Below are 17,017 nucleotides of genomic sequence, written 5' to 3'. Positions count from 1 at the left end.
AAAAACGTAGTATAAAACATGGAGTACAAGCTAAAATCAAAACATATCGATAACAGTGCAAAATTGTTAACACTGGTTGAGCATAAGAGATGAGCTGGAGGTGTCATGTCGTACATTACGATTCGCGATGTTGCGCAACGTGCTGGTATATCAGTATCAACTGTTTCTCGCGCATTGAATAATACGGGTCGTATATCGGCAAACACTAAGGCGAAAGTTGAGCGTGCAGTTGCGGAACTAGGTTATATACCAGATTCTCGCGCTCAGGCGATGCGGTCATCTCGTACTAAGACAGTGGGGCTACTTGTGCCAGATATACGCAATGCGTATTTTGCTGAGCTTGCGTATACTGTGCAAGACTCGTTGTTTGATGCCGGCTATTGTGCGTTTATTGGAACATCTTCTGAGAGTGCAGCTCGTCAAGATTCATTCATTACAAGTATTCTTTCTCAACGCATTGATGGTGCGATTATTGTGCCTCAAGGTGAGGAAACTGATGCTATGAGAATGTTGATGGAGCAGCATCTTCCACTTATGTTTATGGATCGACATGTGGAGTCTCGGACTGGCGATTTGACGCATGTGCCAGTTGTGGATTCGGATCCAGAGCAAGGTATTCGTGAAGCATTATTGGATGTTAAACAACATGGTTTTTGCTCAGTTGGCTACGTGTCGGGTCCAATTATCGCTTCACCGTCACTGCAAGAACGTGAACAAGTATTTCGTACAGTGGCTTCGGAGATATTTGGCGAAGAACATGTATTTGTAGAATCTACGGGATTTGAACAATCCTCATGCGCTAGCGTGTTGCATCGCATGATTAGCGTTGGTGTAAAAGCACTTATTGTCGGTTATTCGCCAGATGCGCTGCGAGTGATGGATGTAATGGCTCGTGAAGGATTAGTGATAGGCAGTGACATTTCACTTATCTCGTTTGATGATGTTGAAATATTCCGCTTAGCAACGCCGCGTATTTCTACTATTTCGCAACAAGTTCAGCGCATTGGTCGTACTAGTGCTGCACTTTTTTTGGATATGTTAGAACATAATGTTGATGTTCAATCGCAGCGAGTAGAAACTATGTATATTCCGCGTGAATCGTTAGGAAATGCGTAGCTGTAAGGCTGTTATTCTATAGCTTGACACTATTGTTATTGATTTTTGTACCGTGACTTTGTAAGCGTGTGCAGCAATCACCTGAGCGTACCGTTGTTGTTACGTTTTTGCATGCACATTGCGGCATAATTCTCATCCAAAGTACAAGCGTAATGTAGCGTAATTTATTGCATTTTCGTGGCAGCAGTGGTGCTGTAGCGAAGAAAGAGGTAAGACATGACGGAACTATCGCTAGTAGGAGTATCGAAAATATTCGGTAATTCTACGGTAGTTGACAATGTGTCTGTAACAGTAAAACCAGGTGAAGTGCATGTTCTCCTTGGTGAAAATGGTGCGGGCAAGTCAACAGTTATTAAGATGATGAGCGGCATTTATCAGCCAGATAAAGGTCATATTGAGATCAATGGTGAAACAGCGCGAATTCCTAATGTGGATACTGCTCGCAAATTGGGCATTGCTGTGATTCACCAAGAGTTAAATTTGGTGCCAGAACTTTCTATTATGGAAAATTTGTTCCTTGGTATGCTTCCTACGAAAGCTGGTTTTGTTAGTCGCGCGACGATGCGTGCTCGTGCGGAATCTGCATTGCAAGTTATCGGTTTAGATGAAGATGTCAATAAGCCAATGGGACAACTTGGTGTAGCTCGTCAACAGATGGTAGAAATAGCCAAAGCACTTATGCAGCATGCATCTATCCTTATTCTTGATGAACCAACAGCTGCTCTAACAAAACCAGAATGTGAACAGTTATTTAACATTATGGAAGATTTAAAATCCAAAAATGTTGGAATGGTGTTTATTTCTCATCATTTAGATGAAATTGCGCGTATTGGTGATGTTGTAACCGTACTTCGCGATGGCAAATATGTCGATACTGTTGATGCGCAAGTTCCTGAGAAGGAACTTGTAAAACTCATGGTAGGTCGTGATATTACAAATCAATTCCCTCATGGCAAACGTAGTCAAGGCAAAGAGCTGCTAAAAGTAGAAGGCTTAACGCGAAAAGGTACGTTAGAAAATGTATCCTTCAGCGTTCATGCTGGCGAAGTTGTGGGTCTTGCAGGTTTGGTAGGTGCTGGTCGTACCGAAGTTCTTCGTGCAATATTTGGTGCAGATAGTTATGATTCAGGTTCAATAACTGTTGATGGTAAATCTATTGCAAAAGCGAATATTGCAGGAAGCATCGCAGCTGGTCTTGGTTTAGTCCCAGAAGATCGTCGAGTACAAGGGTTGATTCTTGAAGCATCTGTTGCAGAAAATTTGGGAATTTCTACATTAGTTCCTACAGCACATGCAGGATTTGCGGATTTGAAAGGGCAGCGTACTCGCGAGGAAGAAACTGCAAAAAAATTGCGTATTCGTATGGCAAACATTGATCAACTCGCTGGTTCGCTATCTGGCGGTAATCAACAAAAAATCGTGTTCGGCAAATGGTCTATGGCGAACGTGAAAGTGCTATTGCTGGATGAGCCTACTCGTGGTGTTGATGTTGGTGCTCGTGTAGAAATTTACGAGTTGATTAACAGTATCGTAGAAAATGGAGGTGCTGTGCTGATGGCATCCTCAGATTTGCCTGAAGTGCTTGGCATGTCAGATCGCGTATTGGTGATGTCGAACGGCAGAATCAGCGGTGAATTAGCTGCAAGCGAGGCTACGCAGGAAAGTGTGATGGAACTTGCAGTGACTCACCTTAATACATCTGGTATTTGAGCATACAGGAATGAGTAAAACCTTACTGCTTTCAATATGAAACTGATACATGAGCCATATTGAAATCTTAAAAATTAAAGTTACCAATCAAACGTAAAACTTGCATACAACAATTTATTGCACACAGCAGTGCAGTGAGTTATAGCAAAATTTGTTAAAGGAGTATAAATTATGGCTGCTACGAGTAGTGCAAAATCTGAGCATTTGGGATACGGTGCAGTTGATAAAGGATTTTTGCCTGCAGCGAAAAAGTTTGCATCACGCAATGGCGCTCTTATCGGCTTGATTATCTTGTGTGCTGCGCTTTCGTGCGCCACGCCAGCATTTTTGACAAGTGTGAATATTCTCAATGTGGGTATTCAAGCTGCGACAGTTGCTATTTTGGCATTCGGTCAAACCTTTGTTATCGTGTCCGCTGGTATTGATTTGTCAGTAGGTGCGGTGGCTGCAATTTCTAGTATGTTGGTTGCGTATACAGGCGTTTCTATGGGTTTGCCACCAGTGTTAACTGTTGTTGTAGGCATAGTAACCGGTGCGCTTTTTGGTCTTATTTCAGGTGTTGCAAACGCTTTTCTTAAGTTACCGTCGTTTATTGCTACATTGGCAATGATGTCTGTTGCGCGTGGACTTACCCTTGTTGTTTCAGACGGTCGTCCTATTTCCACTTCTGGCATGGTGAATTTCTTTGGTGCCAAGATATTAGGTATTCCAATGCCAATTGTGATGATGATTATCATGGGTGTTATTGCTGCAGTAATACTGAACTTCACCACTACTGGTCGTTCTATGTATGCTGTTGGTGGAAATATGGAGGCTTCTCGCCTTTCTGGTATCAATATTCATAAAACGCAAATTATGGTGTTTGTTTTTTCCGGTATTTTCGCTGCCATCGCTGGTTTAGTTATTGCCGGTCGTTTACATTCCGCTCAGCCTCAGGCTGCCGCTGGCTATGAAATGGATGCTATTGCTTCTGTTGTTATCGGTGGTGCTTCGCTTTCGGGCGGTAAAGGTAAGATTTCTGGCACTTTCGTAGGAGCAATTTTGCTGGCTGTAATTCGTAATGGCTTGAATATTTTGAATGTTTCCTCCTTCTGGCAGCAAGTAGTTATTGGTTTGGTTATTGCCTTTGCTGTGAGCCTTGACACTTTGCGCCGCAAGGAAGATACGCACTGACAGCAAATTAATACTTTTTATAAACTTGATCTTCTCGTAGGAAGGAGGTGAATCTTGCAAATGTTGATTCGTAAGTGGCGAGTAATCAATATTTTCAGCAAGAATTGAGACGATTTGGAATATTATAACTGAACTTTATAACTCAAAACTACGTAACAATAAGGTAAAGAGATGGTGAAACATCAGCCTTATGTCACTGCAACATTGTGGATTTATCGAACTAAAACTTGCGGTAGCACAGGGCAATAATCAAAGGAGATATGATGAATTATCCAATTATGCGTCGAGGCGTAAAGATTGCTTGCGCGGTTGCAGCAGCATCTGCACTTATTGTCAGCATGAGTGCATGTGGTAGTACTAATGGTGGCGATAAAGTCGCATTGTTAGTTTCTACTTTGAACAATCCGTTCTTTGTGGATTTGCGTGATGGTGCCCAAGCTGAAGCAAAGAAACTTGGTGTTGATTTGCAAGTTTCCGACGCTCAGAATGATTCTGCAAAGCAGCAGGATCAAGCGCAGAATGCTCAATCACAAGGTGCAAAAGCTGTTATTATTAACCCTGTAGATTCTGATGCTGCTGGTCCTGCAGTTGCCCCGTTGCTAAGCGCGAACTTGCCTGTGATTTCTGTTGACCGTTCTGTAACTGGTGAAAAAGTTACTTCGCATATTGCTTCCGATAACGTTGCTGGTGGTGCTCAGGCTGCTGACCACGCTAGCTAATAGTATGGGCGAAAAGGGTGAAGTTTTGGTTTTGCAAGGTATTCCTGGAGCGGCTTCTACTCGCGACCGTGGCAAAGGATTCAAAGATCGTATTAAGAAATATTCAAATATTAAAGTTGTAGCAGAACAAACTGCTAACTTTGACCGTGCTGAAGCATTAAATGTGGCTACTAATTTGTTGCAATCGCACCCGAATGCAACCGGCATTTACGCCGAAAATGACGAGATGGCATTAGGTGCCATTCAAGCATTAGGAGCTAAAGCTGGTAAAGAAATTAGAGTAGTCGGTTTCGATGGCACTGCTGACGGTATGAAAGCTATTAAGGCCGGCACAATGGCTGGAACAATTGCTCAGCAGCCAAAGGAACTTGGTCGTTCTGCCGTTGCTGCTGCTGTAAAAGCTATTAAGGGGCAAAGTGTTCCAAAGACTGAACCAATTACTGTGAAAACAGTGACAGTAAAGAATGTGGGTGATTTTGAGTAATACATATTTGCATAAAACTATGTAATTCTGTATATAAACATTAAAGTTTATGTTGAGTAGTTTTATGGATTAATATAGCTAATGCAAAATTTATATGGTGTTGAGAGCATTCATGATGCTTTCGTGAAAATAATCGCAACAGTAAAATTTATTAATACCGTATGCTTTAGTGTTCTCAACGCCATTGTTTTCTTAATAAGATTTTTTATCATATATGTTCGTGGTGGCGCACTTGTTATGAAGGTGATGATCATTGTTGATGTCACTTTCATGAGCCACGATATGGGGTGAATTATGTTAACTCATGGTATCTTGAACGCACAATTAGCAGCTGCTATTGCAAAATTGAGGCATAAGGATCAATTTGTTGTTTCTGACTGTGGCTTGCCTGTCCCAGCGGGCGTAGAAGTTATTGATTTAGCTTTGGTTTTTGGAATACCGCGATTTCCTGATGTGCTTGCATCAATAAAGGATGATCTTGTTCTTGAGTCTGGTATTATGGCGGAAGAAGCTTGTGATGATGTTCCAGAAACATGGATCAAGGATTTGCTTGGTGTGCCATTGACTTATGTGCCGCATGATGGCGAACGAGGGTTTAAGGCTCTTGTTTCGCAAGCTAAATTCGTGATTCGAACGGGTGAGACTACTCCGTATTCTAACGTGTTGCTGCGTTGTGGCGTTCCATTCTAAGCTTTGTTTTGCGCAATATTTAGGGAGAATTATGTGTAGTTATCATATGCTTGACTCGTTAGAGAGTTTAGAAAAGATTAAAGTCATTCAGCCTGTTAACGTGGCTTTGCAACATGAGACATTGCCTGCGTTACGAAATATGAAGATGCCTACTGTAGCGATAGTTGGTTCTATGAATGCGGATTATACTATTGTTGCTAATCGTCTTCCTATGCCTGGTGAGACCATTAAAGGTAACGAAATACGAATACTGCCTGGAGGCAAGTCAGGTAATCAGGCAGTATCTGCTGCAAAGCTTGGTGCGCACGTATGTATCTTCGGTGCTGTAGGTGATGATGCTAATGCTGATTTTCTTACTGGTGCTTTGCGAGAATCTGGTGTTGATACGACGTATGTACGTCATGTACCCAATTGCAACAGTGGCGCAACAGTGATTACAGTGGATGCGCAAAGTGGCGAAAATACTATTGTTTATGCGCCTGGGTCTAACTCGCAAGTTGATATTGATTATATTCAGTCGCCATCTGTGCAAGCTGCTATTACTAATGCAAAAGTATTAGGGCTTTGCTTGGAAAGTCCATTAGAATCGGTTACGATGTGCGCTCGCTTAGCGCATGAACATGGCGTAAAAGTTTTGCTTAATAATTCGCCTTTTTTGGATACATTACCGCAAGATCTTATACGATCTGCAGATATCTTACTGGTCAATGAGCATGAAATGGCACAGCTATTGCATATTTCAGAACCAGATAGCGGTGATTGGGATTCATTTGATTGGAAGCATACGCTTCATGCAATGCATGAGTTTGGCTTTAATGAGGCAATAGTAACACTTGGCTCACGTGGGTCTATGGTTTTGGATTATGCTGATAATTCGGTGCATCGAATTATGGCTCAGCATGTCAATGCCGTTGATACTACGGGTTGTGGCGATGCTTTTATGGGTACTGTGCTTGCGTGTTTGTCTGTGGATATGCGGTTGGTTGATGCAGCGTCACTCGCTTCTTATGTAGCGGCATATGCTGCTACTGGATTTGGTGCCCAAGCTTCTTACGGTACAGTTGCTCAAATTCGTCAATTTTTTCACTTGTAAGTAGGTGATGCATGCATAAATTGTAAGTATATTCAGTTGACGTTCGCGCCTTGCCGATGTACAGAATTTTGACATTCTTCTAAAACTGTGTAATATGCTATAAAAACCAAAAAGCAGTTGGCTGATTTTAGTCACTACAATCAGCCTTACTGCTTTTTACTATATTTACAGTCGCTTCGACGAATTTTCATGTATGCACGAATTTCGCCTAAGCACATTTTTACCTAAAAGGAGGTGTCACTATGAGTGGCATGAAATATGCAATGATCGGTTCGGGAGCTATGGGATATCGCTATGGCGTTTTGTTGCAGGAAACGGCTGGCATTCATGTTGATTTCATTGATGCCTGGGATGAGAATGTGAATAAAGTTCGCGAGCAAGGCGGCGTAATGGTGAGCCGTGACCATGAAAACCGTCATTTGGTACCGATTAATATGTATACGCCTGAAGATTATGATGGCGATCCAGACGTGTGGATTGTGTTTATGAAGCAAATGCAGCTTGCGGAAATGTTGGAGCGTTGTAAGCATTTGTTTAAAGAGCATCAGGTAGTGTTTGCTGCTATGAATGGCTGGGGTCATTTTGAAAAGTTGCAGCAGTACTTCCCGGATGATCATATTTACGGCGGAACTGCCATGATTGCAACCGTTTTGAACGGTCCGGGCGACGTTGATTTTATTGGTAAAGTTGGCGTTGGAACTATGAATATGTGCGCGTTGAACGAGCAGGTGAGTGACGTTGAGCTTGCTATGCGAGACGACTTTAAAGCTGCCGGATTGAATCCTACTATTACGGAAGATTTCAAGGGTACGTGCATGGCGAAGGTAGTTTTCAATTCCGTAGTTAACACTTTGTGCACAATGTATCAGATTCAAATGGGTCAGTTTATTTCGTACCCTGGGGCTATGGATATGGCTCAACAGCTTATTAACGAAGCGTACGACGTGTGCGATCGTGCCGGAATTCGTATGGTTAATACGCGTCAGCAGGAGCTAGAGGCTATCGATTACGTAAGTCGCGTTGCAAATCCTCTGCACTATCCTTCTATGTACCAAGATATGAGTCGCGGACGAAAGACTGAAGTCGATTACATTAATGGTTACATAGCGAAGCTCGGTCGCGAAAATGATTACGTTTGCCGCACTCACGAATTCTTAACGCATGGAGTTCATTTGGCAGAACTCGCGTTCAAACTTCATAATCAGCAATAATTTAGAGAGTATCCCTATAGCTCTTGCAATGAATGAGAAGGAGGCGCGGCTCGCGGTTTTTACTGCGGGCCGCTTTTTATTATCCGCGCGTAACATCTAGTATGATGATAAAGTTTAGAGTCTAAAATCATAAATATTATTAAGTAAATAGAATTATTTGTAATAAATAAAACTGCAATAAAAATACTTATCAATGTAAATTAATGGGGATTAAATGACTACTTTTGACAGAGCAAACTTGCCAGAATCCGTGCGCACGAACGGCGCTACTCCAAACCCTTGGTGGGCGAATGCAGTAGTGTATCAGATTTATCCGCGAAGCTTCCAGGACACGAACGGTGACGGCATTGGAGATTTGAAGGGAATTACTTCTCGCCTTGATTATTTGGCTGATTTAGGCGTTGACGTGCTCTGGCTCAGCCCTGTTTACAAGTCCCCACAAGACGATAACGGTTACGATATTTCCGACTATCAAGATATTGATCCGCTTTTCGGAACTTTGGAAGATATGGACGAGCTGCTGGCTGGAGCTCACGAGCGCGGTCTTAAAGTCGTGATGGATTTAGTAGTAAATCACACTTCTGACGAGCACGCTTGGTTCCAGGCTTCAAGAGATGCTTCTAGTGATTACGCTGATTGGTATTGGTGGAGGCCTGCGCGTGAAGGTTGTGTGCCTGGTGAGCCGGGTGCGGAGCCGAATAAGTGGGGTTCGTATTTCGGCGGTTCCGCGTGGACTTACGATCCGAAGCGCGGAGAATACTTCCTTCACCAGTATTCACCAAAGCAGCCAGATTTGAATTGGGAAAATCCTGCTGTTCGCGCTGCCGTGTACAAGATGATGAATTGGTGGATGGATCGCGGAATTGATGGCTTCCGCATGGATGTGATTACGCAAATTTCCAAGCATGTTGATTCTGAAGGTCGTTTGCCGGGTGAAGATGGCTGCCAAATTGAAGATTTGCCAGCTGGTGCTGACGGCTATTCTTCGCCATTCCCGTTCTGCTCGGACGGTCCTCGTTTAGACGAATTCTTGCGTGAGATGCGTGCAGAAGTTTTCGACGGTCGCGAAGGTTATCTTACTGTTGGCGAGGCTCCGGGAATTTCTCCGCACCGTAATACTTATATTACTGACCCTGCTCACAGCGAACTTGACATGTTATTCCTGTTCAATCATGTGGATATCGATTGCGAAAACGGTACTAAGTGGAATCCTGTGCCGCTAAAGCTTACGGCATTAAAGAGCGTGATGGCAGAGCAGCAACAAGCGGTAGCGGATGCTGGTTGGGCGAGCCTGTTCTTTAATAATCACGATCAGCCGCGTGCGCTTTCTCGCTGGGGTAGTGAGGCTAGCGAGGAGATGCGCGTGCGCTCTGCTAAGGCGATTGCCATGCTTCTTCACATGCACCGCGGCACGCCTTACGTGTACCAAGGCGAGGAAATTGGTATGACTAACGCGCACTTTACGCGTCTCGAGCAGTATCGCGATTTGGAAGCGTTGAATATGTTTAAGCAGCGCGTAGAAAAAGCGCATATTCAGTCTGCTGAGTCGATGATGGATGCGCTCGCAAAGCGCGGCCGCGACAATTCTCGAACTCCAATGCAGTGGAATGCTTCTAAATACGCGGGATTCATGCCTTTTAATGTTCAGTCGGTAAATAACGCAGAGCCGTGGATTAGTGTGAATCCTAATTATGTGGATATTAACGCAGCAGAGCAGATGGAAGATTCAGATTCCGTTTACGCTTTCTATAAGTATTTGATTGCGCTTCGTCATTCGGAGACGATTGTTTCTGCTGGTTCTTGGGATTTGGTTGATGCAGATGACGAGTGCGTGTATGCTTTTGTGCGCGAGCTTAAATCTGGTTGCGAAAAGCAGGAAGATTCTGCAGAGACTGCTGCGGAATCTGCTGCAAATTCCGCGGAATCTACAGAACGCATGCTCGTAATGGTTAATATGACTGACTCAACTGTGCCTATCCCTACGCAGAGCGCGCAATTATTGCAAAATCGCGCCTCTAACGCTTTTGTGGGGCGTGACGTAATGGTTACAACCTACGACGTGAATCACGCGCTTACATCGCTTAAAAACGGTACGCTTGCGCCTTGGGAAGGTATAGCTGTTACTTTGCAATAGTTTTAATAGCATTAATTTGCAATAATCACTTTGCAATAGTTTCGTCTACTAACTTTGGCAGAGCTTTCGCAATATCTTCGCGAATAATACGCTCTGCCAAATAGTCGTATTGCGTAGAGCCCAGGTTCATTATCGTAATCGGCACTCCAGCGCGCGCAGCTAACGGCACGAGGCTGGCAGCTGGAAATACTTCCAGCGTGGAACCAATAACCCACAGCTCGTCCGCTTTAACTATTGCTTGCGCACTGCGTTCCATAGCACCTTCTGGAAGCGCTTCTCCAAAATAAACAACGTCTGTTTTTATGAGACCGTTACAAGGCATATTGCTGCGGTACGGCAGAGTGCGTCTGCAATGCGGATCCGGGTGCTCATCTAAATCTGCCATAATATCGGCAGTTTTATAGCTCGCGTGGCAGCTCATGCAGTGCGAAGTTCCGATGCTTCCATGCAAGTTCACTATAATATTTGGGTTATTGCCAGCTTTTTCGTGAAGCGCATCAAAGTTTTGGGTGGCTATAAGGTCGAGCATTCCTGCCTTCTCGAGTTTTACAAGTGCTTTGTGCGCAGTCCCCGGCTGTGCGTTCCAAACGGGAGACTCTTTTTGCCAGCGCCAAGAGTAGACGCGTTCCTCTTTACTGCTTAAAAATGCGTCTATGTCATAAACGTTCATTTGCTCTGGGTGCTTAGTCCAAACTCCATCTGGACCGCGAAAGTCGGGAATGCCTGCGCTTGTGGAGATTCCTGCGCCTGTGAGCACAACAATGTGGTGTGCTCTATTGCTCGATTGCTTGTTGCTCATTCTTCTGCTCCTTCTTTTATTAATGTCTGTTAATACCCTATTCTTATTTTCTTATTTTTCTTTATGCGCTTTACGCTTTTTGTGTTTTTATGTGCTTTGTATTCTTTATAAAAGTTTATTTAATAAGTATCTATTTATATAGGTATTTCTTATTTCATAAATAGAGCTCATATATTTTGTATGTACTGCTGCTGAGTTTGTGCGAGCGTTGTAAAGCAAGCGCTACCGCATTAAGCTCACTTTAAGTTAATCTTCTTTGGTCGTCAGATTACGCTTTCTTAATTAGTTTAAAGAAAGCGTAATTGTTTGCGCGCTTGCGCGGAAAGCACACTGTGCTTTCTGCATAAGCAAGCGCTACCGCATCGGGTTGCTTTTCGCGCTACGCTTTAAGCGAAAAGCAAGTCGATGCGACACTCCCGGTTTTGATGTTTTTGGGGCTATTCTTGATTATTTTTTGTTGGTTTTGATTATTGTTCCTGGTCTTGTGTTGGTTTTTTGGTGTTTTTTCGTGGTTTTCGACACGCCGGTGTTTTGGCTTGTTTTCAATGGTTTTGGGGTGTTTGTTTTTGGTGGGTTTGCGTTTTAGCGTGGGTTGGTGTAAGTTTATCTCTTGCTGCTCAGCGCGGCTGGTTCTCCTCGGTTGAGGTTGATGAGCCGGCTGGTGTGGTGGTGGTTTGAGAACTCAAGAGCGTGTCTGTACTACTTATTAGTTAATTATTGCCAGTTCATTGCCTGCCTTGCAGATTGCAGGGTGCCTGAGAGATGGTTAAATGGTGGTGAGGTTTTTGTTGGGATGTTCTTTCCTTAAAGAATGTCTCGTCTTTTTCTTTTTAATATTGGAGCCTTTTGTTGGCTCTTCATTGAAGTTTTTCGTGGAGGGTTCGATTCTGGCTCAGGATGAACGCTGGCGGCGTGCTTAACACATGCAAGTCGAACGGGATCTGACCAGCTTGCTGGTTGGTGAGAGTGGCGAACGGGTGAGTAATGCGTGACCAACCTGCCCCATGCTCCAGAATAGCTCTTGGAAACGGGTGGTAATGCTGGATGCTCCAACTTGACGCATGTCTTGTTGGGAAAGTGTTTAGTGGCATGGGATGGGGTCGCGTCCTATCAGCTTGTAGGCGGGGTAATGGCCCACCTAGGCTTCGACGGGTAGCCGGCCTGAGAGGGCGGACGGCCACATTGGGACTGAGATACGGCCCAGACTCCTACGGGAGGCAGCAGTGGGGAATATTGCGCAATGGGGGAAACCCTGACGCAGCGACGCCGCGTGCGGGATGAAGGCCTTCGGGTTGTAAACCGCTTTTGATTGGGAGCAAGCCTTCGGGTGAGTGTACCTTTCGAATAAGCGCCGGCTAACTACGTGCCAGCAGCCGCGGTAATACGTAGGGCGCAAGCGTTATCCGGAATTATTGGGCGTAAAGAGCTTGTAGGCGGTTCGTCGCGTCTGGTGTGAAAGCCCATCGCTTAACGGTGGGTCTGCGCCGGGTACGGGCGGGCTAGAGTGCAGTAGGGGAGACTGGAATTCCCGGTGTAACGGTGGAATGTGTAGATATCGGGAAGAACACCAATGGCGAAGGCAGGTCTCTGGGCTGTTACTGACGCTGAGAAGCGAAAGCGTGGGGAGCGAACAGGATTAGATACCCTGGTAGTCCACGCCGTAAACGGTGGACGCTGGATGTGGGGCCCATTCCACGGGTTCCGTGTCGGAGCTAACGCGTTAAGCGTCCCGCCTGGGGAGTACGGCCGCAAGGCTAAAACTCAAAGAAATTGACGGGGGCCCGCACAAGCGGCGGAGCATGCGGATTAATTCGATGCAACGCGAAGAACCTTACCTGGGCTTGACATGTGCCTGTCGACTGCAGAGATGTGGTTTCCCTTCGGGGCAGGTTCACAGGTGGTGCATGGTCGTCGTCAGCTCGTGTCGTGAGATGTTGGGTTAAGTCCCGCAACGAGCGCAACCCTCGCCCTGTGTTGCCAGCGGGTTATGCCGGGAACTCACGGGGGACCGCCGGGGTTAACTCGGAGGAAGGTGGGGATGACGTCAGATCATCATGCCCCTTACGTCCAGGGCTTCACGCATGCTACAATGGCCGGTACAACGGGATGCGACATGGTGACATGGAGCGGATCCCTTAAAACCGGTCTCAGTTCGGATCGTAGTCTGCAACTCGACTACGTGAAGGCGGAGTCGCTAGTAATCGCGAATCAGCAACGTCGCGGTGAATGCGTTCCCGGGCCTTGTACACACCGCCCGTCAAGTCATGAAAGTGGGCAGCACCCGAAGCCGGTGGCCTAACCCTTTTGGGATGGAGCCGTCTAAGGTGAGGCTCGTGATTGGGACTAAGTCGTAACAAGGTAGCCGTACCGGAAGGTGCGGCTGGATCACCTCCTTTCTACGGAGTTTTTGTGCACGCTCGGTTTGAGTGTGGTTACTGGTGTGGAAAACAATAGTTGACGTTTTTAGATGAGTTTGTTGGGCATGCTTTTGGGTTCCCGGATTGCCACCCCCCTTTGTTTGGGGTTGCGGTCCTTGACTCACAGGATTTCAGGTTGATGCTTTTGAGTGTTTGGCTTGGGTTTTGTGGTGTTGTGGTGGTTTGAGAACTGGATAGTGGACGCGAGTAAAATGCGAAACTTTTTTGTTTCGATTTTTTTGCTTTTATCAATTTCAACCGGCTCCTTTTGTTGGAGTCGCTTGATCGTTTTGTGATCGTTTAGTGTGATGATTTTTTGTCTAGAGAATTTTGCTGATGGGTTCTTACTTTAGTGTTTGTCACTGGTAAGGGCGTATGGTGGATGCCTTGGTAGACAGGACCGATGAAGGACGTGACGGGCTGCGATATGCCTCGGGGAGCTGCCGAGTGGGCTTTGATCCGAGGATTTCCGAATGGGGAGACCCGGCCACTGTTATGAGTGGTCACCACAGTTTTTGTGGGGGGTACGCAGGGAAGTGAAACATCTCAGTACCTGCAGGAAAGGATACTCCGTGAGTAGTGGCGAGCGAAAGCGGATCAGGCTAAACCGGGTGCGTGTGATAGCCGTCAGGTGTTGCGCATTCGGGGTCGTGGGATGGACTGTTCAGCCTCTGACGGGGTTGAGGAGAGTGATAAAATGTCGTGCTAGGTGAATGGGATTGAATTCCCAGCCGTAGAGGGTGATGGCCCCGTAGCTTGTCGTGCGATGTCTCTTTATGTTTATTCCCAAGTAGCGCGGGACTCGTGGAATCCCGCGTGAATCTGCCCAGACCGTTGGGTAAGCCTAAGTATTCCTGTCTGACCGATAGTGTACTAGTACCGTGAGGGAAAGGTGAAAAGCACCCCGGGAGGGGAGTGAAATAGTTCCTGAAACCGTGCGCTTACAATCCGTCGGAGCCTTCTTTGTGGGGTGACGGCGTGCCTATCGAAAAATGAGTCTGCGAGTCAGTGGTATGTGGCGAGGCTAACCCGGGTGGGGGAGCCGTAGCGAAAGCGAGTTTTAAAAGGCGTTTGAGTCGCATGTCCTGGACCCGAAGCGGGATGATCTAGCCCTGAGCAGGTTGAAGCGCGGGTAAGACCGTGTGGAGGACCGAACCCACCTAGGTTGAAAACTGGGGGGATGACTTGGGGTTAGGGGTGAAAGGCCAATCAAATTCCGTGATAGCTGGTTCTCTCCGAAATGCATTTAGGTGCAGCGTCGTGTTATTGCTTACAGGGGGTAGAGCTACTGGATGCTTGCGGGCCCATACCGGGTACCAATAGCAGCCAAACTCCGAATACCTGTTAGGTTTATCACGGCAGTGAGTCGGCGGGGGATAAGCTCCGTCGTCAAAAGGGAAACAGCCCTGATCGTCGTCTAAGGTCCCGAAGCGCGTGCTAAGTGGGAAAGGATGTGGAGTCGCATAGACAGCCAGGAGGTTGGCTCAGAAGCAGCCATCCTTGAAAGAGTGCGTAACAGCTCACTGGTCTAGTGGTTCCGCGCCGACAATGTAGCGGGGCTTAAGCACGCCACCGAAGACGCGGCTGCATGATTTGTTTCATGCGGGGTAGGAGAGCGTCCTGTATGGGGTGAAGCGGCAGTGTGAACTTGTCGTGGACTTTACAGGAGTGAGAATGCAGACATGAGTAGCGAGAGACGGGTGTGAATCCCGTCCGCTGAATGACTAAGGGTTCCGGGGCCACGTTCGTCGTCCCCGGGTGAGTCGAGTCCTAAGGCGAGGCCGACAGGCGTAGTCGAATGGATGAACGGGTTGATATTCCCGTACCGGTGTTATACCGTTCGAACTGAATCTGAGAGTACTAACCTTCATTTGCTGGTTGATTGCCTTTCGGGGTTGTTGGCTGGTTTGTGTTGGGACTGTATCGGTAGTAGGTTAGCGTGGGAGTGACGCGGGTAGGTAGCCGGCTGCGGAGGTGGTTTTCCGTGGCTAAGCGTGTGGGCTGTCTCCTAGGTAAATCCGGGGGATGTTAAAGCTGAGGCGTGATGGGTAGGCTGTAAGGCTGATTCCGGTGATCCTGCTTGCCAAGAAAAGCTTCAACGTGAGGTGTGATTCCGCTCGTACCCTAAACCGACACTGGTGGTCTGGTAGAGTATACCGAAGCGATCGGGCGAATCCTGGCCAAGGAACTCGGCAAATTACTCCCGTGCCTTCGGCATAAGGGAGACCCCTGATGGTGATATGGTTTTACACTGTTGAGCTGTTGGGGGTGGCACAAGCTAGGGGGTAGCGACTGTTTACCAAAAACACAGGAGCGTGCGAAGGCGTAAGCCGCTGTATACGCTCTGACGCCTGCCCGGTGCCGGAAGGTTAAGAGGATCCGTTAGCTTCGGTGAAGCGGTGAATTTAAGCCCCGGTAAACGGCGGTGGTAACTATAACCATCCTAAGGTAGCGAAATTCCTTGTCGGGTAAGTTCCGACCTGCACGAATGGCGTAACGACTTCCCCACTGTCTCGGCCAGGAGCCCGGCGAAATTGCAGTACGAGTAAAGATGCTCGTTAAGCGCAGAAGGACGAAAAGACCCCGGGACCTTTACTATACCTTGGTATTGTCGTTAGGTGTGGATCGTGTAGCATAGGCGGGAGGCTGTGAAGCGTGGGCGCTAGCTTGCGTGGAGTCGACAGGTGAAATACCGCTCTTTCCATATCTGGCGTCTAACCTCGACACGTTATCCGTGTCAGGGACAGTGCCTGGCGGGTAGTTTAACTGGGGCGGTTGCCTCCTAAAGAGTAACGGAGGCGCTCAATGGTCCGCTCAGCCCGGTTGGCAATCGGGTGTTGAGTGTAATCGCACAAGCGGGCTTGACTGTGAGACTGACGGGTCGAGCAGGGACGAAAGTCGGAGATAGTGATCCGGTGCCGGCGTACGGACGTGGCATCGCTCAACGGATAAAAGGTACCCCGGGGATAACAGGCTGATCATTCCCAAGAGTCCATATCGACGGGATGGTTTGGCACCTCGATGTCGGCTCGTCGCATCCTGGGGCTGGAGCAGGTCCCAAGGGTTCGGCTGTTCGCCGATTAAAGCGGCACGCGAGCTGGGTTCAGAACGTCGTGAGACAGTTTGGTCTCTATCCTCTGCGCTCGTTGGAATGTTGAGGAGACCTGCCCATAGTACGAGAGGACCTGGGTGGACGAACCTCTGGTATGCCGGTCGTCACGCCAGTGGCGCTGCCGGTTAGCTACGTTCGGAAGGGATAACCGCTGAAAGCATCTAAGCGGGAAGCCTGCTCCAAGATAAGCATTCCTTGCACTTTAGTGTGTGAGCCCCCATGTAGAACACGTGGTTGATAGGCTAGATGTGGAAGCCCTGTAAGGGGTGGAGCTGACTAGTACTAACGGGCGATGGTGACATTCTTCCTCACTTTTGTGAGTGGGGAGGGTGAGTTCCTCATGAGTATTATTCTTCTAG

General features: G+C 46.9%; 9 protein-coding genes, 2 rRNA genes and 1 pseudogene. 11 read left to right on the top strand and 1 reads right to left on the bottom strand.

Going from position 1 to position 17,017, the window contains the following annotated elements:
- Positions 1–105 precede the first annotated feature (105 nt).
- The 8 genes and pseudogenes from HXT44_RS06760 (at position 106) to HXT44_RS06725 (ending at position 10,330) form a co-directional block, all read left to right on the top strand.
- Positions 106–1,116 carry a LacI family DNA-binding transcriptional regulator gene (locus tag HXT44_RS06760; protein WP_004109425.1) on the top strand — a complete coding sequence of 337 codons (1,011 nt, stop codon included), beginning with the start codon at positions 106–108 and terminating at the stop codon, positions 1,114–1,116.
- Between the two features lie 216 nt (positions 1,117–1,332).
- Positions 1,333–2,826: a sugar ABC transporter ATP-binding protein gene (locus tag HXT44_RS06755; protein ID WP_033888531.1), complete on the top strand. Its 1,494-nt coding sequence runs from the start codon at positions 1,333–1,335 to the stop codon at positions 2,824–2,826.
- A 171-nt stretch (positions 2,827–2,997) separates the two neighbouring features.
- A complete protein-coding gene (locus HXT44_RS06750) occupies positions 2,998–3,999 on the top strand; it encodes an ABC transporter permease (RefSeq protein ID WP_004109423.1) in 1,002 nt (333 codons plus the stop codon).
- Positions 4,000–4,262: 263 nt separating this feature from the next.
- Positions 4,263–5,202, top strand: a pseudogene (locus tag HXT44_RS06745) (D-ribose ABC transporter substrate-binding protein).
- A gap of 294 nt (positions 5,203–5,496) precedes the next feature.
- A complete protein-coding gene (gene rbsD / locus HXT44_RS06740; RefSeq protein ID WP_004109421.1) occupies positions 5,497–5,892 on the top strand; it encodes a D-ribose pyranase in 396 nt (131 codons plus the stop codon).
- 46 nt (positions 5,893–5,938) lie between these two features.
- Positions 5,939–6,985, top strand: a complete 1,047-nt coding sequence (locus tag HXT44_RS06735) for a ribokinase (protein ID WP_421783226.1) — start codon at positions 5,939–5,941, stop codon at positions 6,983–6,985.
- A gap of 242 nt (positions 6,986–7,227) precedes the next feature.
- Complete coding sequence (locus HXT44_RS06730; protein WP_064621534.1) at positions 7,228–8,196, top strand: ketopantoate reductase family protein; 969 nt, start codon at positions 7,228–7,230, stop codon at positions 8,194–8,196.
- 214 nt (positions 8,197–8,410) lie between these two features.
- Entirely contained in the window at positions 8,411–10,330 is a 1,920-nt protein-coding gene (locus HXT44_RS06725) for an alpha-glucosidase (protein ID WP_064622138.1), read from the top strand.
- Between the two features lie 25 nt (positions 10,331–10,355).
- On the opposite strand, the gene HXT44_RS06720 is transcribed toward HXT44_RS06725, so the two are convergent.
- Positions 10,356–11,129 (bottom strand): SIR2 family NAD-dependent protein deacylase, encoded by a 774-nt coding sequence (locus tag HXT44_RS06720; RefSeq protein WP_064622136.1) that lies wholly within the window; start codon positions 11,127–11,129, stop codon positions 10,356–10,358.
- A 531-nt stretch (positions 11,130–11,660) separates the two neighbouring features.
- Here HXT44_RS06720 and HXT44_RS06715 point away from each other — a divergent pair.
- The 3 genes from HXT44_RS06715 (at position 11,661) to HXT44_RS06705 (ending at position 16,963) form a co-directional block, all read left to right on the top strand.
- A complete protein-coding gene (locus tag HXT44_RS06715) occupies positions 11,661–11,807 on the top strand; it encodes a hypothetical protein (RefSeq protein WP_162861153.1) in 147 nt (48 codons plus the stop codon).
- A gap of 191 nt (positions 11,808–11,998) precedes the next feature.
- A 16S ribosomal RNA gene (locus HXT44_RS06710) occupies positions 11,999–13,525 on the top strand.
- A gap of 376 nt (positions 13,526–13,901) precedes the next feature.
- Positions 13,902–16,963: ribosomal RNA gene (locus HXT44_RS06705) — 23S ribosomal RNA — on the top strand.
- Together the 16S and 23S rRNA genes form the textbook arrangement of a ribosomal RNA operon.
- Positions 16,964–17,017: the final 54 nt, after the last annotated feature.

Origin of the sequence: Gardnerella sp. DNF01198P, assembly GCF_049244165.1 — a bacterium.
Taxonomy (GTDB): domain Bacteria; phylum Actinomycetota; class Actinomycetes; order Actinomycetales; family Bifidobacteriaceae; genus Bifidobacterium; species Bifidobacterium swidsinskii.
The sequence above is the reverse complement of the archived record's forward strand: the minus strand, read 5'-3'. Positions and strand labels throughout refer to the sequence as shown.

Bases quoted from the DNA above. Each gene is read 5' to 3' on its own strand.
- HXT44_RS06750 (WP_004109423.1), top strand. From the start codon at position 2,998: ATGGCTGCTACGAGTAGTGCAAAATCTGAGCATTTGGGATACGGTGCA.
- rbsD (WP_004109421.1), top strand. From the start codon at position 5,497: ATGTTAACTCATGGTATCTTGAACGCACAATTAGCAGCTGCTATTGCA.
- HXT44_RS06760 (WP_004109425.1), top strand. From the start codon at position 106: ATGTCGTACATTACGATTCGCGATGTTGCGCAACGTGCTGGTATATCA.
- HXT44_RS06725 (WP_064622138.1), top strand. From the start codon at position 8,411: ATGACTACTTTTGACAGAGCAAACTTGCCAGAATCCGTGCGCACGAAC.
- HXT44_RS06730 (WP_064621534.1), top strand. From the start codon at position 7,228: ATGAGTGGCATGAAATATGCAATGATCGGTTCGGGAGCTATGGGATAT.
- HXT44_RS06735 (WP_421783226.1), top strand. From the start codon at position 5,939: ATGCTTGACTCGTTAGAGAGTTTAGAAAAGATTAAAGTCATTCAGCCT.
- HXT44_RS06720 (WP_064622136.1), bottom strand. From the start codon at position 11,129: ATGAGCAACAAGCAATCGAGCAATAGAGCACACCACATTGTTGTGCTC.
- HXT44_RS06755 (WP_033888531.1), top strand. From the start codon at position 1,333: ATGACGGAACTATCGCTAGTAGGAGTATCGAAAATATTCGGTAATTCT.